The following is a 20,611-nucleotide window of genomic DNA, read 5'->3' as shown; positions in this document are numbered from 1 at the left end:
AGGAGGACTATAGATATGGGTAATACATCATTTATATTGGCTAGTATCGGAGTTTTCCTCGTGGTGATTCTCCTGCTGGTTATCATTCTGCTCGTGGCTAAGAAGTATCTGAGCCCTAGCGGAAATGTAAATATCGTAATCAATGGCGACAAGACCATCAACGTGCCTCAGGGCAGCAGTTTGATGACTACGCTGAATGAGAACGGCATCTTCCTGCCTTCTGCCTGTGGCGGTAAGGCAAGCTGTGGCCAGTGTAAGGTTCAGGTGCTTGAGGGCGGCGGTGAGATTCTCGATTCTGAGAAGCCTCACTTCACCCGCAAGCAGATTAAGGACCACTGGCGCCTGGGATGCCAGTGCAAGGTGAAGGGCGACCTGAAGATCAAGGTGCCTGAGAGTGTGATGGGCGTGAAAGAGTGGGAGTGCGAGGTTATCTCCAACAAGAACGTTTCATCATTCATCAAGGAGTTCAAGGTGGCTCTGCCTCCAGGCGAGCACATGGACTTCGTTCCGGGTTCTTACGCTCAGATCAAGATTCCTGCATACGACTGCATCGATTACGACAAGGATTTCGACAAGGATCTCATTGGCGAGGAGTACATCGGAGCATGGAAGAAGTTCAACATCTTCTCTCTCAAGGCTCACAATCCAGAGCCTACCGTTCGTGCTTACTCTATGGCGAACTATCCTGACGAGGGTGACATCATCACCCTGACCGTACGTATCGCCACAACTCCATTCTTGCCACGTCCACAGGTAGGATTCCAGAACGTACCAACAGGTATCGCTTCTTCTTACATCTTCTCTCTGAAGCCAGGCGACAAGGTAATGATGAGTGGTCCTTACGGAGACTTCCATCCTAACTTCACATCAGGCAAGGAGATGATCTGGATTGGTGGTGGTGCCGGTATGGCTCCATTGCGTGCGCAGATTATGCACATGACCAAGACCCTGCACACTACCGACCGTGAGCTTCACTTCTTCTACGGAGCGCGTGCATTGGGTGAGGCATTCTTCCTTGAGGACTTCTGGGAGCTTGAGAAGGAATTCCCTAACTTCCACTTCCATCTTTCACTCGACCGCAAGGACCCAGTGGCAGATGCTCAGGGCGTGAAGTACTACGAGGGATTTGCTGTTAACTGCATCCGTGATACCTACTTGAAGGATCATGAGGCACCAGAGGATTGCGAGTACTATCTCTGCGGACCTCCAATGCTGATCAAGACAGTAACAGATTATCTGGATTCTCTTGGAGTAGATCCTGAGAGCATCATGTACGATAACTTCGGATAAAACGATAATTCAATCAAAAGAGCAATGCTTGTTCTCAAAAAATGAGAGGCAAGTGTTGCTCTTTTTTTATTTTTCTGAATATATACAATATAATAGAGATAATTACGTTTTTATCTTGAAAGTATAGATTTAATTATGAATAAGATAAAGGTAGGTGTATGTTTTGCCCTTTGCAGTCTGGCAGCCCCATCTATGGCACAGTATATGTGGCAAGAGGAGGATGGCACGGAGAAGATAGATCTTCGGGAAGATATACAATATGGTGTTGAGATGCAAGGGTCGTTTTCGAAAGGTAAAACCCCATTGTGGCTTAACGCAAACAAACATGGATTAAGTTCTTTAGAGAAGAATAACGGCTATCTCAGAGGTAGTCTGGTTCGTCCGCTTTCTGCAGATTCTGCTCGCCGCTGGGCTGTAGGTTATGGAGTAGATGTGGCAGTACCGGTAAACTATACCAGCCATGTAGTGGTGCAGCAGGCTTATGTGGAGGCCCGCTGGCTTTATGGTGTGCTGACTGCAGGTGCCAAGGAATATCCGATGGAGCTAAAAAACCAGTCGCTCTCCAGTGGTAGCCAGTGTCTGGGTATCAATGCCCGTCCGATACCTCAGGTTCGTCTGGCGCTTCCTGAATATTGGACGCTTCCGTTTGGTAGAGGCTGGCTGCAACTGAAAGGTCATCTGGCTTATGGTATGACTACGGATGATGGCTGGCAGCATGATTTTACGAAACGGCAGACTAAATATTGTGACCACATGCTCTATCACAGCAAGGCTGGTTTCTTGCGTATCGGAAACGAGAATGCTTTCTGTCCGCTCAGCATAGAAATGGGCTTGGAAATGGTTGCTCAGTTTGGTGGCAATGCATATCGTCCAATAGGTGACAGTATGGTACAGATTCCTACCGAGAAAAATCTGAAAGGCTTCTGGCATGCGCTGTCGGCAACGGGCTCTGATGCAGGTGAAGGGGCTTATGCCAATGTTGCCGGCAACCAGTTGGGCAGTTGGCTGATGCGTATCAATTATGACACTGACAGTTGGAAAGCTGCCATCTATGCCGATCATTATTTCGAAGATCACAGCCAGATGTTTCTCCTCGACTATAATGGATATGGTGAGGGCGCAGACTGGAATAAGAAAGTAAAACGCCGTTTCTTCATGTATTCGCTGAAGGACATTATGCTGGGCTTCGAACTGAATCTGAAGTATTCGCGCTGGCTGAAAAATGTGGTGCTGGAGTATCTCTATACCAAATATCAGAGTGGTCCGTACAATCATGACCGTACATCGGGTATCGCAGACCATATAGCGGGTACTGATGATTATTATAACCACAGCATCTATCCTGGATGGCAGCATTGGGGCCAGGTGATAGGAAATCCACTCTACCGTTCGCCTATTTATAATAATGACGGATGTATTGATATCAGGAACAACCGTTTCATAGCTTATCATCTGGGTTTTGATGGTCAGCCTACACAGCGGTTGGGCTATCGTATATTAGGCACCTATCAGAAAGGTTGGGGGACATATAGCAACCCGTTTACAAAAAAGCATCATAATGTAAGTTTTCTGGTAGAGGGTCATTACGATTTCCCGCATCAATGGCAGTTGAAGGCAGGCTATGCGATGGATTTCGGAAGCGAAAAGATGCTGGGACATAATGCCGGTATGCAGATAACCATCAGCAAAAGAGGTTTGCTGACGAAAAGAAAATAATAATCGATAAGATAGAAAATATGAAAAAGATAATAGGGGTGCTTTCCCTTGCTGTTATGATGCTCACTCTAAGCTCATGTGAGGTAGAAACAAGCCAGAATGGTGATTTGGATGGTTTCTGGCATCTGGAGCAGGTAGATACTTTAGCTACAGGGGGGACTTGTTACTTTGCAGATAAACGCGTGTTCTGGGGCTGCCAGTATAAGCTGATTCAGGTTGCTGATTATGATCGCTTCGAGGCTGGTAGAGGATTTTATCTGCGTTTTGAGCAAACCTCCGACAGTTTGCTGATTACATCTGTTTATCGTAATAAATGGCATGAAGATTATGGAGGCGATGTACTTTTAACAGAAATGAATGATTCTTTGCGTAGCTGTGGCATCAATCATCTGAATGAGCATTTTGCCAAGGAGGTAATGACCGGAGGTAAGATGCAACTGAAGAGTAAAACCCTGAGATTGCGGTTCAGAAAATTCTGAAAAAAAGCCCTCGATGCATGCAGCACCGGGGGCTTTTTTGTAGTATGCTCGGTTTCTTACTTCTTCCTTTCTGATTCCTTGATGAAACCATGTCGGTAAGCATAGAGAAGCTCCTTCAGGTCTTCTATCTGCTTACGGAGTTCGCAACCTATATCTGTGTCGGCTACCAGCATTCGGCGGTTCGACATTTCTACAATCTGTGTGGTACTCTTGATGTCGGTACCTTGCTTGATGGCATCTTCCATACTCGTAAATGGCTCGTGCTGGACCAGCTGAAATCCGCGGGAGTGGTATACTAAGGTGTAGCCGGCAATGCCAGTCTCGTTGTGGTAGGCTTTAGAGAAACCTCCATCGATAACCATCAGCTTGCCGTTTGCCTTGATAGGGTTCTCGCCCTTGGTTGTGCGAACGGGCACGTGCCCATTGATGATATGGCGGTTAGGACCGGTTACCCCAAACTCATCCATAATATGGTCGATAACCTGTTCGTTATCGCGCAACAGGAAGTAGTATCCCTTCTCTTCTTTATGAGTCTCCTTATCGGTAATGAAATAGCGCTCGAAGGTGGCCATCTTACTCTTGTCGAAGAGCGGACTGTCAGGACCGCACCATAGGTAGATGAAATAATCGATGGCATATTCCTTCTCATTCGGATCAGAATCTGATTGGAAAGCTGTGCGTATCTGCATGCCCGTATGATGCATCAGGGCTCTGCCGCTGAATTTCTTGCCAGGATATATTTCTACCTCTTTTAATGAACCATCTTCGTTGAGCGGACAGGAAGCATGGAAGAGCAGGTTGTTGTTGAAGATAGCGTACATGCAACCATGCTGCAGCATAACGTTGATATGCTTGTGCAGCTTCTCGCAGACCATAAACGAATGATGCAGTTTCTGAATCAGAATTTCCTCTTCTTCAGATAGTTTGTCTGGATTGTCCGGATCGATGGTAGGGAAGTGGCATGAGGTCATGTCATACTCTTTTCCGTCAATCTCTACCTTGCCTTTACTGTAATCGATATGGTCAAAAAGACAACGGTCTTTCATCTTCCATTCCGGATGCTTCTTGAAAAGCTGGCTCTCTAATTTAAACTGGATGACAGCTATAGCCTTGTGCATCTGAGAGGTGAGCCGCTGAGTCTTTTCATCCATTGCTGCTGCACCTCCGCTGAGCTTAGGCAGAAATTCTTTGCAATCATCATCCTTGTAGGTTTCCATCGCAAAAGTAGCGAGTGGTACGAGGTTGATGCCATAGCCTTCTTCCAATGTCGAGAGGTTGGCGTATCGCAGGGAGAGACGTATCACATTGCAGATGCAGGCATTATTGCCGGCAGCTGCTCCCATCCATAGTACATCGTGATTACCCCACTGGATGTCCCAACTGTGGTAGCGGCGCATCTTGTCCAAGATGATGTGGGCTCCTGGACCTCTATCGTAGATATCGCCCAGAATATGGAGCTGGTCGATAGCCAGGCGCTGGATGACGTTGGCTATAGCGATGATGAAATCATCGGCTCTGCCTGTGCTGATAATCGTATCAACAATAACATTGACATAGGCTGTCTTGTCATGATCTTCGGTGTGCTCGTGCAAAAGCTCCTGGATAATATACGAGAAATCGCATGGCAGCGATTTGCGCACCTTGCTTCGGGTATATTTGCTGGAAACATCACGGCATACAGCCACCAACTGGTGCAGGGTGATGTGATACCAGTCGTTAATGTCGGGTTCGTTCTGCTTGACGAGTTCCAGTTTCTGCTCAGGATAGTAAATAAGAGAGCAGAGTTCTCGCTTCTCCTGTTCGCGAAGGGTATTGCCAAAGAGTTCGTTCACCTTACGCTTGATATTTCCTGATGCATTTTTCAGTACATGCAGGAAGGCCTCATACTCACCATGGATGTCGGCAAGGAAATGCTCGGTACCCTTTGGCAGGTTGAGGATGGCTTGCAGGTTGATAATCTCGGTGCTCGCCTCTGCTATAGTAGGGAACGACTGAGAGAGCAACTGCAAATATCTCATGTCTTGTTCTATATTATAATGTTTCATGTTTTTTTCCATTTTCTTAGAGCCTTTTTACTATTTATTATCTTTTGCAAAGATAGTATAAATAATAGATAAAACAAAGGAAAAAAGTATTTTTTTGAAAAATCTTTCTGTTTTTTCAGATTTTTGCAGTATTTTTGCAGAAGAAATATAATAATTCTTCAAACTAACTATATTTGATTATGAAACAAACTATTCTTGTTACTGGTGGTACAGGCTTCATAGGTAGCCATACTACAGTAGAGTTGCAGCAGGCAGGCTACAATGTTGTTATCGTAGATGATCTCTCAAACTCAAAGATTGAAGTACTCGATGGTATCGAAAAGATTACTGGTATCCGCCCTGCTTTTGAACAGGTTGACTTGCGCGACAAGGCTGCTACCGAGGCTGTATTCCAGAAATATCCTGATATTGAGGGTATCATTCACTTTGCTGCAAGCAAGGCAGTAGGCGAGAGCGTACAGAAACCATTGTTGTATTATCGCAACAATATCGTATCGCTCATCAATCTCCTGGAACTTATGCCAAAGTATCAGGTAAAGGGTATCATCTTCTCTTCTTCTTGTACCGTTTATGGTCAGCCGAAGCCTGAGAATTTGCCTGTAACAGAAGAGGCTCCTCATCAGAAGGCTACTTCACCTTATGGCAATACTAAGGAGATTAATGAGCAGATCATAGCTGATTATATCCATAGTGGTGCAGCCATCAAGAGCATTGTATTGAGATATTTCAATCCTATAGGTGCACATCCTTCTGCTGAGATTGGTGAGTTGCCAAATGGTGTGCCAAACAATCTGATTCCATACGTTACTCAGACTGCTATGGGTATCCGCAAGGAACTCACTATCTTTGGTAATGATTATGATACTCCTGATGGAACCTGTATCCGCGACTATATTTATGTTGTAGACTTGGCTAAGGCACATGTAGCTGCTATGGCACGTGTTCTTGATAAGGAGACTGAGCCTATCGAATATTTCAATATCGGTACAGGTAATGGAAACTCAACTCTCGAAATTGTTGAGACTTTTGAAAAAGCTACAGGTGTGAAACTGAATTGGAAGTATGGTCCACGAAGAGAGGGCGATATTGAGAAAATTTGGGGTGATTGCACCAAGGCGAACAAGGTACTCGGCTGGAAGGCTGAGGCTAAGCTTGAGGATGTGTTGGCTTCTGCTTGGAAATGGCAGCAGAAACTTCGCGCTGATGGCATCATGTAAAGTGTTGGTTGTTTTAGAAAATAATGTGAATTGGCTTCTTTTTTCCTCTGAAAGGTTAAAAAAGCTAATTTTTGGGTAACTTACCGTCGGGAAGACGGTAAGTTTCCTTTTTTTTATATATCTTTGCAGAAAGAACTATTGGTTTAACGAAACTTGAAAATATATGAAACGGACTTTACTTTCAATATTAACAATTGCAATGTTAGCGCTTTCTGTTCCTTCGGATGCTATGGCCAACGAGGGAAACATAGAATGGGCAGACCTTGATGTGGCAGATATCAACTTGAACTATGCTGGGGGCGTGATGCATATCACCGGCGCTAGCGGGCAAGTGGTGAGAATATATAATGTGGCAGGTGTTACAATCAAGACCTTCCGCATAGAAGGTAATGACAAGCGCGTAAACTTGCCATTGGCTGATGGTATCTATATTGTAAAGGTGGGGAATACCTTTACGCGCAAAATTTGCGTAAAGCATTAATAGTACTATAGAGGCCTTAGAATGCCGTTTAACTTTAATCAGAAAGTGAAGCTCTTTCATACTTCGTTACTTATCATTTTTTGCTGTTTGATGTTTTGTTCTTGCCACGACAAAGTACCAAACAGCAATTTTCAGTTATCGTTAGATGAGTTCAAAAACTCTCGTTCTTCGGCTTATGCTATTAATTCAAAGGTTATAAGAAATCTGTTGGATAGTATCATGCGAAATGATAAAGACCGACATGCTGCTGATTTGCATACCCGTCGATATTACCAGAATAAAGGTAGTCTGCTTTGGATTACACGTCATGGGGTAAATAGTCAGGCTGACTCCCTGGTGACTTGCCTGCGTACTGTAGCGGATATGGGATTTGATAAACGTCGGTTCTATGTGGATGCTATTGCCCGAGATATTGACAGGTTACGAGATTTAAATCTAGATTCAGCTGATAATCAGATAAATCAAGTGATAGCCCGACTGGAGTATCGCTTGACCAAAGCTTACTTCAGATATACGATGGGGCAGAATTTTGGATTTATGAATCCTAGTTTTGTTTTCAATCGTTTAGATACTCTTGCTCCCAATCCTTATGATAGTATCAAGAGACCCGTTAGGTTCAGAGGCCTGTTTGATGTAAAAATGGCTCATGCAGATGATGCGTTCTATCAGAAGGCTATGCAAATGGTTAGATGCGACTCGGTGGCTTCCTTCCTGAAAGAAGTACAGCCTAAGAATCCTTTCTATTATCAACTGCTGGAGAAATTGAAGGCTGGAGGACTGGGCAAGGCGATGAAAATCAAAATTCTCTGCAACATGGAACGTTGCCGCTGGAGACAGTATGATAATCCCTGGCAACACGAAAAATATGTGGTTGTCAATATACCATCGTTCCATCTGATGGCTATTGATCATCAGGATACGCTCTCGATGCGCATAGGATGTGGAGCCAGTAAAACCAAAACCCCGATATTGAACAGTCATATCAAACGTATGGAGTTGAATCCTCAATGGTTTGTTCCCCGTAGTATTGTTCTCCATGATATGATACACCGGGTGGGGAATCATGGCTACTTTCGCGCGCGTAACTACTATGTAAGGGAAGTGGCAACAGGTAAGGAGGTTGACTTAAACAGAGTAACTCGATCTATGCTTATTTCTGGTGCTTATGGCATCGCTCAGCGGGGCGGAAAGGGGAATGCTCTGGGAAGAATCATCTTCCGTTTTGATAATAATTTCTCGGTCTTCCTGCATGATACTAACAGTAAGGGCGTGTTTGGACAAGAGGATAGAGGAGTATCGCATGGATGTATCAGAATAGAAAAACCGTACGATTTCGCTGTCTTTCTATTGGCTGACAAAAACGAGAAACTGAAGGAAAAGATATACTATTCGATGACAGCAGATTCGCTAGCCAATAAAAAACTTGTTGTGAATAACGTAAAGGTTAATCCTCAAGTTCCTCTCTTCATAACCTATTATACACTCTATCCGTTAGCAGGAGGCAGAATAGCTGATTATTCTGATGTGTATGGATTTGATGCGGTAATATTCGATATGTTGAGAAGATATCTATAAACAACACATTTGTAAAAGCAATGATAAACGATAAAGAACTCTTGGCGATGATTAGGGATCCTAAGACCCAACGCGAAGGCTTTGCTGTACTGGTAAGTCAGTATAGCGAGCCGTTGTATTGGAAGGTTCGCCATATTGTCTTAGATCATGATGATGCTGATGATGTGTTGCAGAATGCCTTTGTTAAGGCTTGGACCAATCTGGATTCGTTTCAGGGAAAGTCTTCGCTCTCAACATGGCTTTACCGTATAGCAATTAACGAAGCGCTTGATTTCTTGAGACGCAAGAAGCAGATGGTTAATGTCAGTACCGAAGACGAGCCGGGCTTGGCTTCACGTCTTCTTGCCGATGACTATTTTGATGGTGACCAGATTCAGGCAGAACTGCAAGAGGCTGTAGCCCTACTGCCCGATGTTCAGCGCACAGTTTTCACTCTAAAATATTATGATAATATGAAATATTCAGAGATGAGTAAGGTGCTGTCAACAAGTGAAGGAGCTTTGAAGGCATCCTATCATCTTGCTGTGAAAAAAATAACCGATTTTTTCAATCGTAAGGATTAAACCTTTTCGGTTAGTTTTCGTCTATTTAATAAAGTATAAAAGAAAGGAATGAGGAATATGTTAAAAGAAGACAATATATTGAATAGCCGTTTTGGTAAGAAAAACCATTTCCAGGTGCCGGCTGGTTATTTCGACCAGCTTACTGATAGGGTGATGGCAAATTTGCCGGAGCAGGAACTCCGCATCATTCACATGCAGCCTAGCTTATGGCAGCGTATGCCGATTCGAAAGATTGCGGCGGCTGTTGCTGTTTTGGCTGTGATGGGAGGTGGCTCGGTACTGGCGCTGAAATATACGGGAAGCAGTAAGCCTGCTATGGCACATGTGGACCATATGGTTCAGAAAGCTGCTGTGAATAATAATGAAGATGCTACTTTTAATGAGATGGCCGATTATACGATGATGGATAATGAAACTATCTATGCATCGCTGATTGCAGAAAATTAATGGTTGGTATTTCTTTTTGTCTACAGATAAAGATTTTTAAAAACGATAAGGTATGAGAAAGATAATGCAACATAGGTTTCTTGCGCTTTTAGCTATGCTGATGATTAGTCTGGTTTCACTTGCTTCACAGCCTCAGGGTAGTAAACATCATGATGGATTTAATCCTAAAAGGTTTCAGGCAGAACTAGAACAGTTTATTACGACTAATGCCTGTCTTACGCCGAGAGAAGCTGCTAAATTCTTCCCGGTATATAGACAGATGGGTAAGAAAATGCGTATGATATTCGATGAAATGCGCCGATTCCGTCATGTGAATCCGAATGATAATGAGGCATGTGCCGAAGCTATCAGGAGAAAGGATGAGTTGGATATTCAGCTGAAACAGTTGCAGCAAGAGTATCATTCTAGATTTATGACCATCTTGCCACCTAATAAGGTGTTCAGTGTCATCAAGGCAGAGGAACGGTTCCATCGCCAGGCATTCAGACGGATGAAGAAATAAATCTCTAAAAAAGTAGAGATAAAACTATTTAATATGTATTTATGTGAATTTTGGTCACATTAATAGGGTCGCGAAGATATTTTTAATAATATTTTCGCGATTTTATTTTGTCCTTTCCGTTATTTGTTGTACTTTTGCACTTTGGAAAATAATAATATAATATAATAAGGTATGTACAGAAGTAATACGTGTGGAGAGTTACGTCTCTCTGATGCCGGCAAGGAAGTGACACTTGCCGGTTGGGTACAGCGCTCAAGAAAGATGGGTGGTATGACATTCGTCGATTTGCGCGACCGTTATGGTATCACACAGTTGGTCTTCAACGAGGCTGATAACAAAGACTTGTGTGATGCAGCTAACAAGCTAGGTCGTGAATTCTGCATTCAAATAAAGGGTGTAGTAAGTGAACGACAGAGCAAGAATCCTAAAATGGATACTGGTGACATCGAAATCCTGGTGAAGGAACTCAATGTCCTCTCTCAGAGTCAGACCCCTCCTTTCACTATCGAAGATAATACTGATGGTGGTGATGATATCCGTATGAAGTATCGTTATCTTGATTTGCGTCGTCCTGCAGTGCGCAAAAATCTGGAGTTGCGTCATCGTATGTGCATCTTGATTCGTAACTTCCTCGATGCACAGAACTTCATGGAGGTTGAAACTCCAATTCTTATTGGTAGTACACCAGAGGGAGCCCGCGACTTTGTTGTTCCTTCCCGTATGAATCCAGGTCAGTTCTACGCTCTTCCACAGAGTCCTCAGACTTTAAAGCAGCTCTTGATGGTTGCTGGTTTCGACCGCTATTTTCAGATTGCCAAGTGCTTCCGTGATGAGGATCTTCGTGCTGACCGTCAGCCAGAGTTTACACAGATTGACTGTGAAATGAGTTTTGTTGATCAGGATGATGTCATCAACCTTTTCGAGGAAATGGCTCGCCATTTGTTTAAGGAGATTCGTGGTGTAGAACTTCCTAAGTTGGAGCAGATGACCTGGCACGATGCTATGCGCCGTTTCGGTAGCGATAAGCCAGACTTGCGCTTCGGTATGGAATTTGTTGAGTTGAAAGATGCTTTCACAGGTAAGGGTAATTTCTCAGTATTCGATGAGGCTAAGTATATTGGCGGTATCTGTGTTCCTGGTTGTGCTGATTATAGCCGTAAGCAGTTGAACGAATTGACTGATTTTGTTAAGCGTCCTCAGGTCGGTGCCAAGGGCTTGGTATATATCAAGTACAATGCTGATGGTACCGTAAAGAGTAGCATAGATAAGTTCTATTCTCCAGAGGAACTTGCTGAAATCAAGACCGTAATGGGAGCCAAGGATGGTGACCTTGTTTTGATTTTGAGCGGTGATAATGCTAACAAGACACGCATTCAGCTTTGCTCTTTGCGTTTGGAAATGGGTGATCGTTTGGGACTTCGTGATAAGAATGTATTCAAGTGTCTTTGGATTATTGACTTCCCTCTCTTTGAGTGGAGCGATGAGGAGCAGCGCCTGATGGCTACGCACCATCCATTCACTATGCCAAATCCTGATGATATCCCATTGCTCGATGAGCATCCTGAGCAGGTTCGTGCCAAGGCATACGACTTTGTTTGCAATGGTATCGAAGTAGGTGGAGGTTCTCTCCGTATCCATGATACTCAGTTGCAGGAGAAGATGTTCGAGGTTCTCGGCTTTACTCCAGAACGTGCTGAGGCCCAGTTCGGTTTCTTGATGAATGCTTTCAAGTATGGTGCACCACCTCACGCAGGTCTTGCTTTCGGTTTGGACCGTTTCGTCAGCATTATGGCTGGTCTCGATAGTATTCGCGATTGTATTGCCTTCCCAAAGAACAACTCAGGTCGAGATGTTATGCTCGATGCTCCTTCTGAACTTGACCCTAAGCAGTTGGATGAATTGGAGATCAAACTTGATTTGAAGGCTGAATAAAAATAGAGAAACGAAGGTATTCACTCCATAAAAGAGTATGCGTAAAATGCCTTGAGAAAAATTCAATGATTTATAATAAGTAATTGATTTTTAGTAAATAAAGTGCTGCGCTTCTTGACGTAAATCAAGAAATGCAGCACTTTTGTTTATAAGTAGTAGTTTTTTCTATTTTTCTAACACTATTTCGAAATAAAAGTTATAAATTTGCAGCAGATATTAAGGTTGAGCTGATGAAATGAGGCTCAATAGAATCATAAAATTCTTAAAACATGGTAGAAAAGAAAGCGACAACTAAGACTGCTGCAAAGAAGCCAGCAGCAAAGAAGGCTCCAGTAGCAAAGAAGGCTCTTGCAGCAAAGAAGGACGTTCTTTACTTGAACGCAGAGAACGCAGGTTTTAGAGCTGGTGATGTATATCAGGCATTGGCAGCTTCAGAAAAGGCTCTCACAGTAGCAGAAATTGCTAAGGCTGCTAAGATCAGTACAGAGGATGTAATCCTTGGTATCGGTTGGCTCTTCAAAGAGGGTAAGATTAAGGATGAGGACAACAAGGTTGCTCTCGCTTAAATAAGGTTTATTTTTCAAAGAGCCGCGATTGCTTGTAAGTGAGTAACCGCGGTTTTTTCTTTTTCTGTCTTCTCTCTTGAAAGAGGACGAATGTTATGATTATTATATGAAACTTGATCAGGAGATATTCAATGTTCTTTTGGCTGCGGGTGCAAAAGGGTTGAAAGTAGAAAAAATAGCTCGTCATGTATATAATTCCTGTAATTCGATTTTTACACCTCTGAATTACAAGGATGTTCATAGCTATGTTACGCAATATCTCACCAGATGCGCTAAAGACCCACAATCGCTTATAGAAAAAGGTAAGGGGTATGGTGTATATCATGTTAATTTTGATTCAAAGGCCGTACAGCAACTGATGCTCAATTTTTCTTCTTCTGTATTAGAAAATAGTAATGAAGGGGAGGACAAGGCTGACGATAGTGCTCCTCAAAGTCTTTTTGATGAGAATATGTTCTAAATTATTTTTTTATGAGGGGAATGTTGTAGTATGTTCGTATAATATATGTAGACTTTATAAAAACTGATAAAAGTTAAACAATAAACATATAAACGAATAAACTATGGCTAGTAGATATTTATTAGGTTTTGACGTAGGCTCAAGTTCTGTAAAGGCTTCGCTTACTGATGTTGACAATGGAGAAATCGTAGCTTCTGCATTCTATCCGGATCATGAAGCACCCATTATGGCTGTAAAGACCGGTTGGGCAGAGCAGGATCCTCAGATGTGGTGGGATAATGCTAAGCTGGCGCTTAAGAAAATCATGGCAGAATCTGGTGCCAAGGGTGAAGATATCCTTGCTATTGGTATCTCGTACCAGATGCATGGCTTGGTTTGTGTTGATAAGAATCAGCAAGTTTTGCGTCCTAGTATCATCTGGTGCGACTCTCGTGCCGTACCTTACGGCGAGAAGGCTTTTCATGATTTAGGTGAGAACTTCTGCTTGCGTAATCTGCTCAATTCTCCTGGAAACTTTACTGCATCTAAACTTGCATGGGTAAAGGATAATGAACCGGAACTGTTTGATAAGATTGATAAGATTATGCTTCCTGGTGATTATCTGGCAATGAAACTTTCAGGTGAAGTTAAGACTACTATCAGTGGTCTTTCTGAAGGTATGATGTGGGACTTCAACCAGAAAAAGCCTGCTAAATTCCTGCTTGATTACTTTGGCTTCGATGAAAGCATTCTGGCTGATATTGTTCCTACTTTCTCTGTACAGAGTGTAGTAAGTAAAGCGGCAGCTGAAGAACTTGGTCTGAAAGAAGGTACACCAATATCTTATCGTGCGGGTGACCAGCCAAATAATGCTGTGAGTCTGAATGTGTTCAATCCGGGTGAAATAGCAAGTACTGCAGGTACATCAGGAGTTGTATATGGTGTATTGGGTGATGTTAACTATGATCCAAAGAGCCGTGTCAATACTTTTGCTCATGCTAATTATACTACAGACCTTGACCGTCTTGGTGTATTGTTGTGTATCAATGGAACTGGTATCTTGAATGCGTGGGTTCATCGAAATATCACTCCAGATGTAAGCTATGCGGATATGAATGATCTTGCAGCTTCTGTACCAATAGGTAGTGATGGTGTTAAGATTATCCCATTTGGTAATGGAGCTGAGCGTGTATTAGAGAATAAGGAAGTTGGTTGTTCTATTCGTGGCATCAGCTTTAATAAGCATAATCGTGCTCATATTGTTCGTGCAGCACAAGAGGGTATCGTCTTCAGTTTCTGCTATGGAATGGAAATCATGCAGCAGATGGGTATGGATATCAAGAATATTCATGCAGGTAAGGCTAATATGTTCCTCAGTCCGTTGTTCCGAGATACCTTGGCGGGTGTGAGTGGTGCTACTATCGAACTTTATGAGACAGATGGTAGTGCAGGTGCAGCTAAGGGTGCTGGTATTGGTGCCGGTATCTATAAGGATCATAATGAGGCTTTTGCTTCATTGAAGAAACTTGCAGTCATAGATCCTGATGAGGCTAACCGTTCTGCTTATCTCGAGGCTTATTCTGCATGGAAAGAAGAGCTGAAAAAACTTTAAACGTTTGTAATTTACTTTAGACAAACTTTTTTTATAATATCAGATAAAGGGTGGGAGAAGTCTCACCCTTTATTTTTCTTTTTCCCGATTCTTTTGACTTTTGGGGGAGCTTCCGTCTTATTTAAGGATTGGATTTAAATATCTGTAGTTGATTTTCTGAGTATCTATCCACCTATGTTTTGTCATGATGAACCGCTTTAGAAGATAGATAAGTGATTATACAATGAAAAAATCCCCCAGCCCGCTTGAGAAAACAGGATGGGGGATTGGTATTTTGAATCAAAACAGTTTAATTCTTGAAACTGTGGATTGGAGCCGGAATACGACCGGCACGGTTTACGAATGCTTCGCAACTGAATGGGTTTACAGGCATGATTGGAGCATGACCGAGCAAACCGCCAAAATCTACATTGTCGCCTACCTTCATGCCCACAACTGGGATGATACGTACGGCAGTAGTCTTCTGGTTAACCATACCGATGGCAGCCTCGTCGGCAATGACACCGGAAATGGTGGTGGCTGGAGTATCGCCAGGGATGGCAATCATATCCAAACCTACTGAGCAGACACAAGTCATCGCCTCAAGCTTCTCGATGGTCAGCGCACCTGCCTCTACAGCGTTGATCATACCCTGGTCTTCGCTGACAGGGATGAAGGCACCGCTCAAACCACCTACATAAGAAGAAGCCATGATACCGCCCTTCTTAACCTGGTCGTTCAGGAGTGCAAGAGCTGCTGTGGTACCAGGAGCACCGGCATGCTCAAGACCGATGAGCTCGAGAATATCGGCTACACTATCACCGATAGCTGGGGTAGGAGCCAATGAAAGGTCGATGATGCCGAAAGGTACGTTCAGACGGCGTGAAGCCTCCTTGGCTACCAACTGACCTACACGGGTAATCTTGAAGGCGGTACGCTTGATGGTTTCGCAAAGAACCTCGAAGCTTTCGCCCTTTACCTTCTCCAATGCATATTTTACAACGCCAGGACCGCTGACACCGACACTCACTACCGCATCGGCCTCAGAAACACCATGGAAGGCACCAGCCATGAACGGATTGTCGTCTGGCGCATTGCAGAGAACAACGAGTTTGGCACAACCCAGAGAACCTCTGTCCTTGGTTGCCTCGGCTGTATCCTTTACGATTTCGCCCATCAGTCGGACGGCATCCATGTTGATGCCGGTCTTGGTAGAACCCACATTGACTGAGCTGCAGACGAAATCGGTCTGTGCCATCGCCTGAGGGATAGAACGGATAAGGAGCTCATCGCTCTTGCTCATACCCTTGCTTACGATGGCAGAATAGCCGCCCAGGAAGTTGATGCCGAGTTCCTTGGCACACTGGTCGAGGGTCTTGGCAATCTTCACGTAATCGTCGGTAGTCTTGCAGGCAGAACCGCCTACCAGCGAGATTGGAGTGATGGAGATACGCTTGTTGACGATAGGTACACCAAACTCCTTGGAGATTTCTTCGCCGGTCTTCACCAGGTTCTTTGCCAGACGTGTAATCTTATTATGAATGTTCTGACAGAGCTCATCGAGATCGGTAGATGCGCAATCCAAAAGGTTGATACCCATGGTGATGGTACGCACATCGAAATTCTCCTGCTCTATCATCTTATTGGTTTCGATAACCTCAGATATATTGATCATATTGTTTGCTTTTTAAATTCTGTGCATCATATTGAAAATTTCCTCGCGCTGGCATTTGATCTGCACGCCCATAGCCTTACCAACATTGGTGAGTTCATCGGCTACTTCCTCGAAAGTTTTCTGCATCTTGCCCATGTCTACGATCATCATCATGTTGAAATACTCCTGTACGATGGTCTGAGAGATATCCAAGATGTTGATACTGTTCTCTGCCAAATAGGTACATACCTTGGCGATGATACCAACGGTATCCTTGCCCACTACTGTAATAATCGTTCTGTTCATGTATTTATTCCTTATTTTAAATTGGTAAGTTTTCGGCTGCAAATTTACAACTATTTTGTTAGACTACCAAATAAAAAGTCAGAAAACTTGTAAAATCACTAACGCTTTGCAAGTTTTCTGACTCATTTTTACCTTTCTTGTTTCCTTATCTTACTTGATACCTCTTTCGTTGAGTGCCTTAGAATATTTGGCTGCATTCTGCAGGTGCTCATCGTAAGTGCGGGCAAAATTATGAGTGCCGCTGAAATCCTCCTTGGCACACATGTAGAGGTAATCGTGATGCACATGGTTGAGGACGGCATCAATACCTGCTACGCTCGGAATGCGGATAGGCCCCGGTGGCAAACCTGGGTTCTTGTAGGTATTATACGGGTTCTTGATAGACAGGAGGTTGTTGTAGATGCGCTTGAGGTCGAATCGCTGCCAGGCATATTTAATGGTAGGATCGGCCTGCAATGGCATTCCCTCTGGATATTCGGCATTGCGAAGCATCAGACGGTTATAATACATGCCGGCTATCATCGGTTTTTCGCCGTTATTGGCTGTTTCTTCGTCCACGATGCTGGCAAGGGTGATGATCTCAATCGGTGTCAGCTTCATAGCCTTTGCCTTTTCGGTGCGCTCAAAGTTCCAAAACTTGTCGCTTTCTTTCTTCATGCGCTCCAGAAATTTATCTACCGAGATGTTCCAGTAGAGATCGTAGGTGTTAGGTACGAACATGCAGGCGATGGTGGCAGTATCGTAACCGTATTTCTGACAGATGCTCTCGTCGCGCAGGGCATGGTAGAGGTCGTTGCTGCCAAACATCATCTTCTTGCCAATCTCATCAGAGAGTTTGTCGAGCGTGCGGACCGAAGGGATGGTAAGGCTAACCGGTTCCTGCAAACCGTTCTTCATGTGGCGCCATGTCTTGAGGGCACCATCGCCCGGAGCAATGGCGTATCTGCCGGTGCGGATATGATCGGCATAGCCGGAATGGAGGGTCAGGGTCTTGAATGCCTGGAACGGAATGCTCTTGGCAAATGGGCGGAGCTTGTTGTATACAGAGTCGATGTTATCATCGTTGTCGATGTAAACATACTCGGTGTTGCTGCTCTTCGAGAAGGAAGAGAAACAATAGATGTAGCCCACGATGGCGATGACTGCGATGCAGCCTATAGCGCCATACAGATAGAGCTTAGAAAATGATTTTTTCTTTTTCATATTCTTCTTGTTTGTTATTTTTCGGGTGCAAAAGTACAGTAAAAATAGGAAATAGCAAAGTATAGGAATTTAAAATAGGTTAATTGTCATCTTTCTTTATCCGTTGTGTCTGCTTTTTTGTTACCTTTGCACTTGACATTGAGAATCAACATGTGTATCGGTGCTTTCGGGCACATTATTATAAAAGTATTATGAAAATGAAGTTTTCGATAGCGTATGCTGCCAAGTGGGGTCATGCCCTGCATGTAGAATTAACTTTTGCCGCCGCTGATGGATATCAAGATACGATGGACTTGCCGATGACCACCCGGGACGGTTATCACTGGGAGGTGGAAATGGCGTCAAGGCAGAACCGCCATCACCCTTTCGTAGCTGTGGCTTACTGCTACTGCGTGAAAGATGCTGGGGGAAAGGTGCTGCGTAGGGAATCGCTCGCTTCTGCCCGCCAATATGTTTTTGATGAGAGTAAGAATTTCTATTTTCAAGACTATTGGCTGGAGGAGGATAATCCTTACGTGGAAAAAAATGCCTTCGTATTGCAGCAGGTGAAGTTTACTGATGTCAAGCCAGCGCGTCTGCCTCTCTTCGACCGTACTATCATCTTCAAGATTCATGCCCCGAAACTCTATGAGGGTGAGGCTGTAGCTTTGTTGGGAAATCATCCTACGCTGGGCAAATGGAATCCGGCTCATTTCCTGAAGATGCAGAACTATCATGGCAAGGACTGGGAAATATCTGTGAATGTGCAGGCTATCGATGAGCCGATAGAATATAAATATGTGGTGATTGATGCACAGACCCAGAAACTGAAGAGGTGGGAATTTGGGGATAACAGAATCTTTGGCATTTCGGGTAATGAACAGGCTGGCGGACAGGGAACTCCTCAGGGTGAAATCCGTGTATACCATCAGGATGTTTATGTGCTACACGGCGGTGAGTTCCGCATCAAGAGGGTTCCGGTTCATGCCCAGTTCAATTTCGATACCTATATATTCGATCTTGACGGAACCCTGATTTCTTCTCTCCACGACCTGGCTGCAAGCTGCAATTATGCGCTGAAGCTGAACGGGATGCCTGAACGTACGCTGGAGGAAGTACGCATGTTTGTAGGAAACGGGGTGAAGAAACTGATGGAACGTGCCGTGCCGGGAGGATTGGAGAACGAGATGTTTGAGAAAACCCTACAGGATTTCCGCAAGCATTATATGGTGCACAATATGGATAATACGAAACCTTATCCGGACGTGATGGAGATGCTGGAGGAACTGAAGAATAGGGGAAAGAACATTGCGGTGGTAAGCAACAAGTTTTATGCAGCTACCCGGGAAATATGCCGCCATTTCTTCGGCGACCTGGTAGATGTGGCGATAGGAGAGCGGGAGAATATCAAGAAAAAACCGGCTCCAGATACCGTAAACGAAGCCTTGCGGCAGCTGCATGCGGATAGAGAAAGGGCGGTATATATCGGCGACAGCGACGTGGATGTGATGACGGCAAAGAACAGCGGAATGCCTTGTATCTCAGTGCTGTGGGGATTCAGAGATCACGATTTTCTGCTGGCACATGGAGCTTCTATCCTGGTATCATCACCCTTGCAGATATTATAAGAAAGGTAGGAAAAAATGATTTGGAAGACCATCATAGAGAATGGTCTTCCAGATATTTCTTGATAAATTCAAAGTAGGTTTCTGATATCGGAATGCTCTGGTCGCCATAGGTAATGTGCTGCTGGTCTACCGTATCAAACTTTGTCATGTTGGCAAGGAACGAACGGTGTACACGCTTGAATTTTTCTCTTGGCAGCCTTTCTTCCAACTGTTTGAGGTTGCCCAGGGTTCTGATGTTAGGCCTGCCCTCAAGATGGAAACGGATGTAGTCTTTGTCGCAGTCAACAAACAGAATATCATCTATCGGGATTCTTACGCATTTGTAATCTCGTTTTACCACCAGAAAACCGTCGCGCTTGATAGGGTTGTAGTTATCGTCCTGCATGTAGCGTTCGAAGACTTTCTGGCATGATCCCATAAAGTCATCGTAGGTGATGGGCTTGAGCAGATAGTCGAATGCATTCACTTTGTAGGCTTCGATGGCATACTCCTTGAATGCGGTGGTGAAGACAATCTTCACGTTCTTGGGTACAACCTTTGCAAATTCCAAACCGCTGATCTGCTGCATGTGGATGGCGAGAAAAAGTATGTCGAGATGGTTGTGATGGATGCCGTCTACAGCATCTATCGCACTTTTGTAGGCTCCGATCAAATGCAGGGTCGGAGTTTTTTCTATATACTGTTCCAGGAGTTGCAAAGCTTCCGGATCTTCATCTATGATGGCGCAATTTAAAATCATAATTTTACTGTTTTAGTGATTTTATTCTCGATTTTCGTAAAAACGAAAAATGTGTTTGTTTATTGTTTCAAGCTGCAGATTTTTTCATGTAAAATTACGCTAAAAACTGCCGAATAGCTTAAAATGAGCTATTTATGAGTCTTTCACCTCAATAGAGGTAATGATTTGGCAACAGTCCTAAATTCTGCTATCTGCATACGTTTGCTGCCTAACAACTCTTTTCGGCTGCAAAAATACAAAAAAATAATGAATCTAAGAT

At 43.9% G+C, this 20,611-nt stretch carries 19 protein-coding genes and 1 pseudogene; 15 read left to right on the top strand and 5 right to left on the bottom strand.

Features of this window, described 5'->3' with window-relative positions:
* Positions 1-15 precede the first annotated feature (15 nt).
* The 3 genes from nqrF (at position 16) to KUA48_RS02495 (ending at position 3,485) form a co-directional block, all read left to right on the top strand.
* The gene (gene nqrF, locus KUA48_RS02505; protein ID WP_118152606.1) at positions 16-1,290 is read left to right on the top strand and encodes an NADH:ubiquinone reductase (Na(+)-transporting) subunit F; all 1,275 of its coding nucleotides are present in this window, start codon (positions 16-18) and stop codon (positions 1,288-1,290) included.
* A gap of 135 nt (positions 1,291-1,425) precedes the next feature.
* The gene (locus KUA48_RS02500; protein WP_153073532.1) at positions 1,426-3,006 is read left to right on the top strand and encodes a capsule assembly Wzi family protein; all 1,581 of its coding nucleotides are present in this window, start codon (positions 1,426-1,428) and stop codon (positions 3,004-3,006) included.
* A gap of 20 nt (positions 3,007-3,026) precedes the next feature.
* Positions 3,027-3,485 carry a lipocalin-like domain-containing protein gene (locus tag KUA48_RS02495; RefSeq protein WP_218433538.1) on the top strand — a complete coding sequence of 153 codons (459 nt, stop codon included), beginning with the start codon at positions 3,027-3,029 and terminating at the stop codon, positions 3,483-3,485.
* 56 nt (positions 3,486-3,541) lie between these two features.
* Here KUA48_RS02495 and KUA48_RS02490 read toward each other — a convergent pair whose 3' ends face one another.
* On the bottom strand, positions 3,542-5,530 hold the full coding sequence (locus KUA48_RS02490) for a fructose-1,6-bisphosphatase (protein ID WP_218433536.1): 1,989 nt from the start codon (positions 5,528-5,530) through the stop codon (positions 3,542-3,544).
* Positions 5,531-5,709: 179 nt separating this feature from the next.
* Here KUA48_RS02490 and galE point away from each other — a divergent pair, with 179 nt between their 5' ends.
* The 10 genes from galE (at position 5,710) to KUA48_RS02440 (ending at position 14,864) form a co-directional block, all read left to right on the top strand.
* Positions 5,710-6,747 (top strand): UDP-glucose 4-epimerase GalE, encoded by a 1,038-nt coding sequence (gene galE / locus KUA48_RS02485; protein ID WP_144150875.1) that lies wholly within the window; start codon positions 5,710-5,712, stop codon positions 6,745-6,747.
* A gap of 199 nt (positions 6,748-6,946) precedes the next feature.
* A complete protein-coding gene (locus tag KUA48_RS02480; protein WP_022121842.1) occupies positions 6,947-7,228 on the top strand; it encodes a T9SS type A sorting domain-containing protein in 282 nt (93 codons plus the stop codon).
* A gap of 219 nt (positions 7,229-7,447) precedes the next feature.
* The gene (locus KUA48_RS02475) at positions 7,448-8,803 is read left to right on the top strand and encodes a L,D-transpeptidase family protein (RefSeq protein WP_218433535.1); all 1,356 of its coding nucleotides are present in this window, start codon (positions 7,448-7,450) and stop codon (positions 8,801-8,803) included.
* Positions 8,804-8,823: 20 nt separating this feature from the next.
* On the top strand, positions 8,824-9,366 hold the full coding sequence (locus KUA48_RS02470; RefSeq protein WP_118253362.1) for an RNA polymerase sigma factor: 543 nt from the start codon (positions 8,824-8,826) through the stop codon (positions 9,364-9,366).
* 48 nt (positions 9,367-9,414) lie between these two features.
* Complete coding sequence (locus tag KUA48_RS02465) at positions 9,415-9,813, top strand: hypothetical protein (protein ID WP_153080632.1); 399 nt, start codon at positions 9,415-9,417, stop codon at positions 9,811-9,813.
* A gap of 64 nt (positions 9,814-9,877) precedes the next feature.
* Positions 9,878-10,315, top strand: coding sequence for a hypothetical protein (locus tag KUA48_RS02460; RefSeq protein ID WP_252190665.1), 438 nt, complete (start codon positions 9,878-9,880; stop codon positions 10,313-10,315).
* Between the two features lie 171 nt (positions 10,316-10,486).
* Positions 10,487-12,247 carry an aspartate--tRNA ligase gene (gene aspS / locus KUA48_RS02455; RefSeq protein WP_118152596.1) on the top strand — a complete coding sequence of 587 codons (1,761 nt, stop codon included), beginning with the start codon at positions 10,487-10,489 and terminating at the stop codon, positions 12,245-12,247.
* A gap of 269 nt (positions 12,248-12,516) precedes the next feature.
* Positions 12,517-12,813: a winged helix-turn-helix domain-containing protein gene (locus tag KUA48_RS02450; RefSeq protein WP_153073536.1), complete on the top strand. Its 297-nt coding sequence runs from the start codon at positions 12,517-12,519 to the stop codon at positions 12,811-12,813.
* A gap of 106 nt (positions 12,814-12,919) precedes the next feature.
* Complete coding sequence (locus tag KUA48_RS02445; protein WP_118152594.1) at positions 12,920-13,273, top strand: hypothetical protein; 354 nt, start codon at positions 12,920-12,922, stop codon at positions 13,271-13,273.
* 103 nt (positions 13,274-13,376) lie between these two features.
* Positions 13,377-14,864, top strand: coding sequence for a xylulokinase (locus KUA48_RS02440; protein ID WP_118152592.1), 1,488 nt, complete (start codon positions 13,377-13,379; stop codon positions 14,862-14,864).
* Between the two features lie 289 nt (positions 14,865-15,153).
* Here KUA48_RS02440 and KUA48_RS02435 read toward each other — a convergent pair whose 3' ends face one another.
* The 3 genes from KUA48_RS02435 to mltG all read right to left on the bottom strand — a co-directional run bounded on the left by KUA48_RS02435 (position 15,154) and on the right by mltG (position 18,006).
* Positions 15,154-16,518 carry a PFL family protein gene (locus KUA48_RS02435; RefSeq protein ID WP_118253350.1) on the bottom strand — a complete coding sequence of 455 codons (1,365 nt, stop codon included), beginning with the start codon at positions 16,516-16,518 and terminating at the stop codon, positions 15,154-15,156.
* A gap of 12 nt (positions 16,519-16,530) precedes the next feature.
* On the bottom strand, positions 16,531-16,803 hold the full coding sequence (locus tag KUA48_RS02430; RefSeq protein ID WP_006849014.1) for an ACT domain-containing protein: 273 nt from the start codon (positions 16,801-16,803) through the stop codon (positions 16,531-16,533).
* Between the two features lie 150 nt (positions 16,804-16,953).
* Entirely contained in the window at positions 16,954-18,006 is a 1,053-nt protein-coding gene (mltG, locus tag KUA48_RS02425; protein WP_118253347.1) for an endolytic transglycosylase MltG, read from the bottom strand.
* A gap of 191 nt (positions 18,007-18,197) precedes the next feature.
* Here mltG and KUA48_RS02420 point away from each other — a divergent pair.
* Positions 18,198-18,851: pseudogene (locus KUA48_RS02420) on the top strand (carbohydrate-binding module family 20 domain-containing protein); the annotation flags it as partial.
* 99 nt (positions 18,852-18,950) lie between these two features.
* Positions 18,951-19,613 (top strand): HAD family hydrolase, encoded by a 663-nt coding sequence (locus tag KUA48_RS02415; protein WP_228112285.1) that lies wholly within the window; start codon positions 18,951-18,953, stop codon positions 19,611-19,613.
* Between the two features lie 31 nt (positions 19,614-19,644).
* Here the strand turns inward: KUA48_RS02415 and KUA48_RS02410 are convergent, their stop codons facing one another.
* Positions 19,645-20,352 (bottom strand): LytTR family DNA-binding domain-containing protein, encoded by a 708-nt coding sequence (locus KUA48_RS02410; RefSeq protein WP_118253343.1) that lies wholly within the window; start codon positions 20,350-20,352, stop codon positions 19,645-19,647.
* Between the last annotated feature and the right edge of the window lie 259 nt (positions 20,353-20,611).

It is taken from the genome of Segatella copri (assembly GCF_019249795.2).
Classification (GTDB): Bacteria; Bacteroidota; Bacteroidia; order Bacteroidales; family Bacteroidaceae; genus Prevotella; species Prevotella copri_B.
The sequence above is the reverse complement of the archived record's forward strand: the minus strand, read 5'-3'. Positions and strand labels throughout refer to the sequence as shown.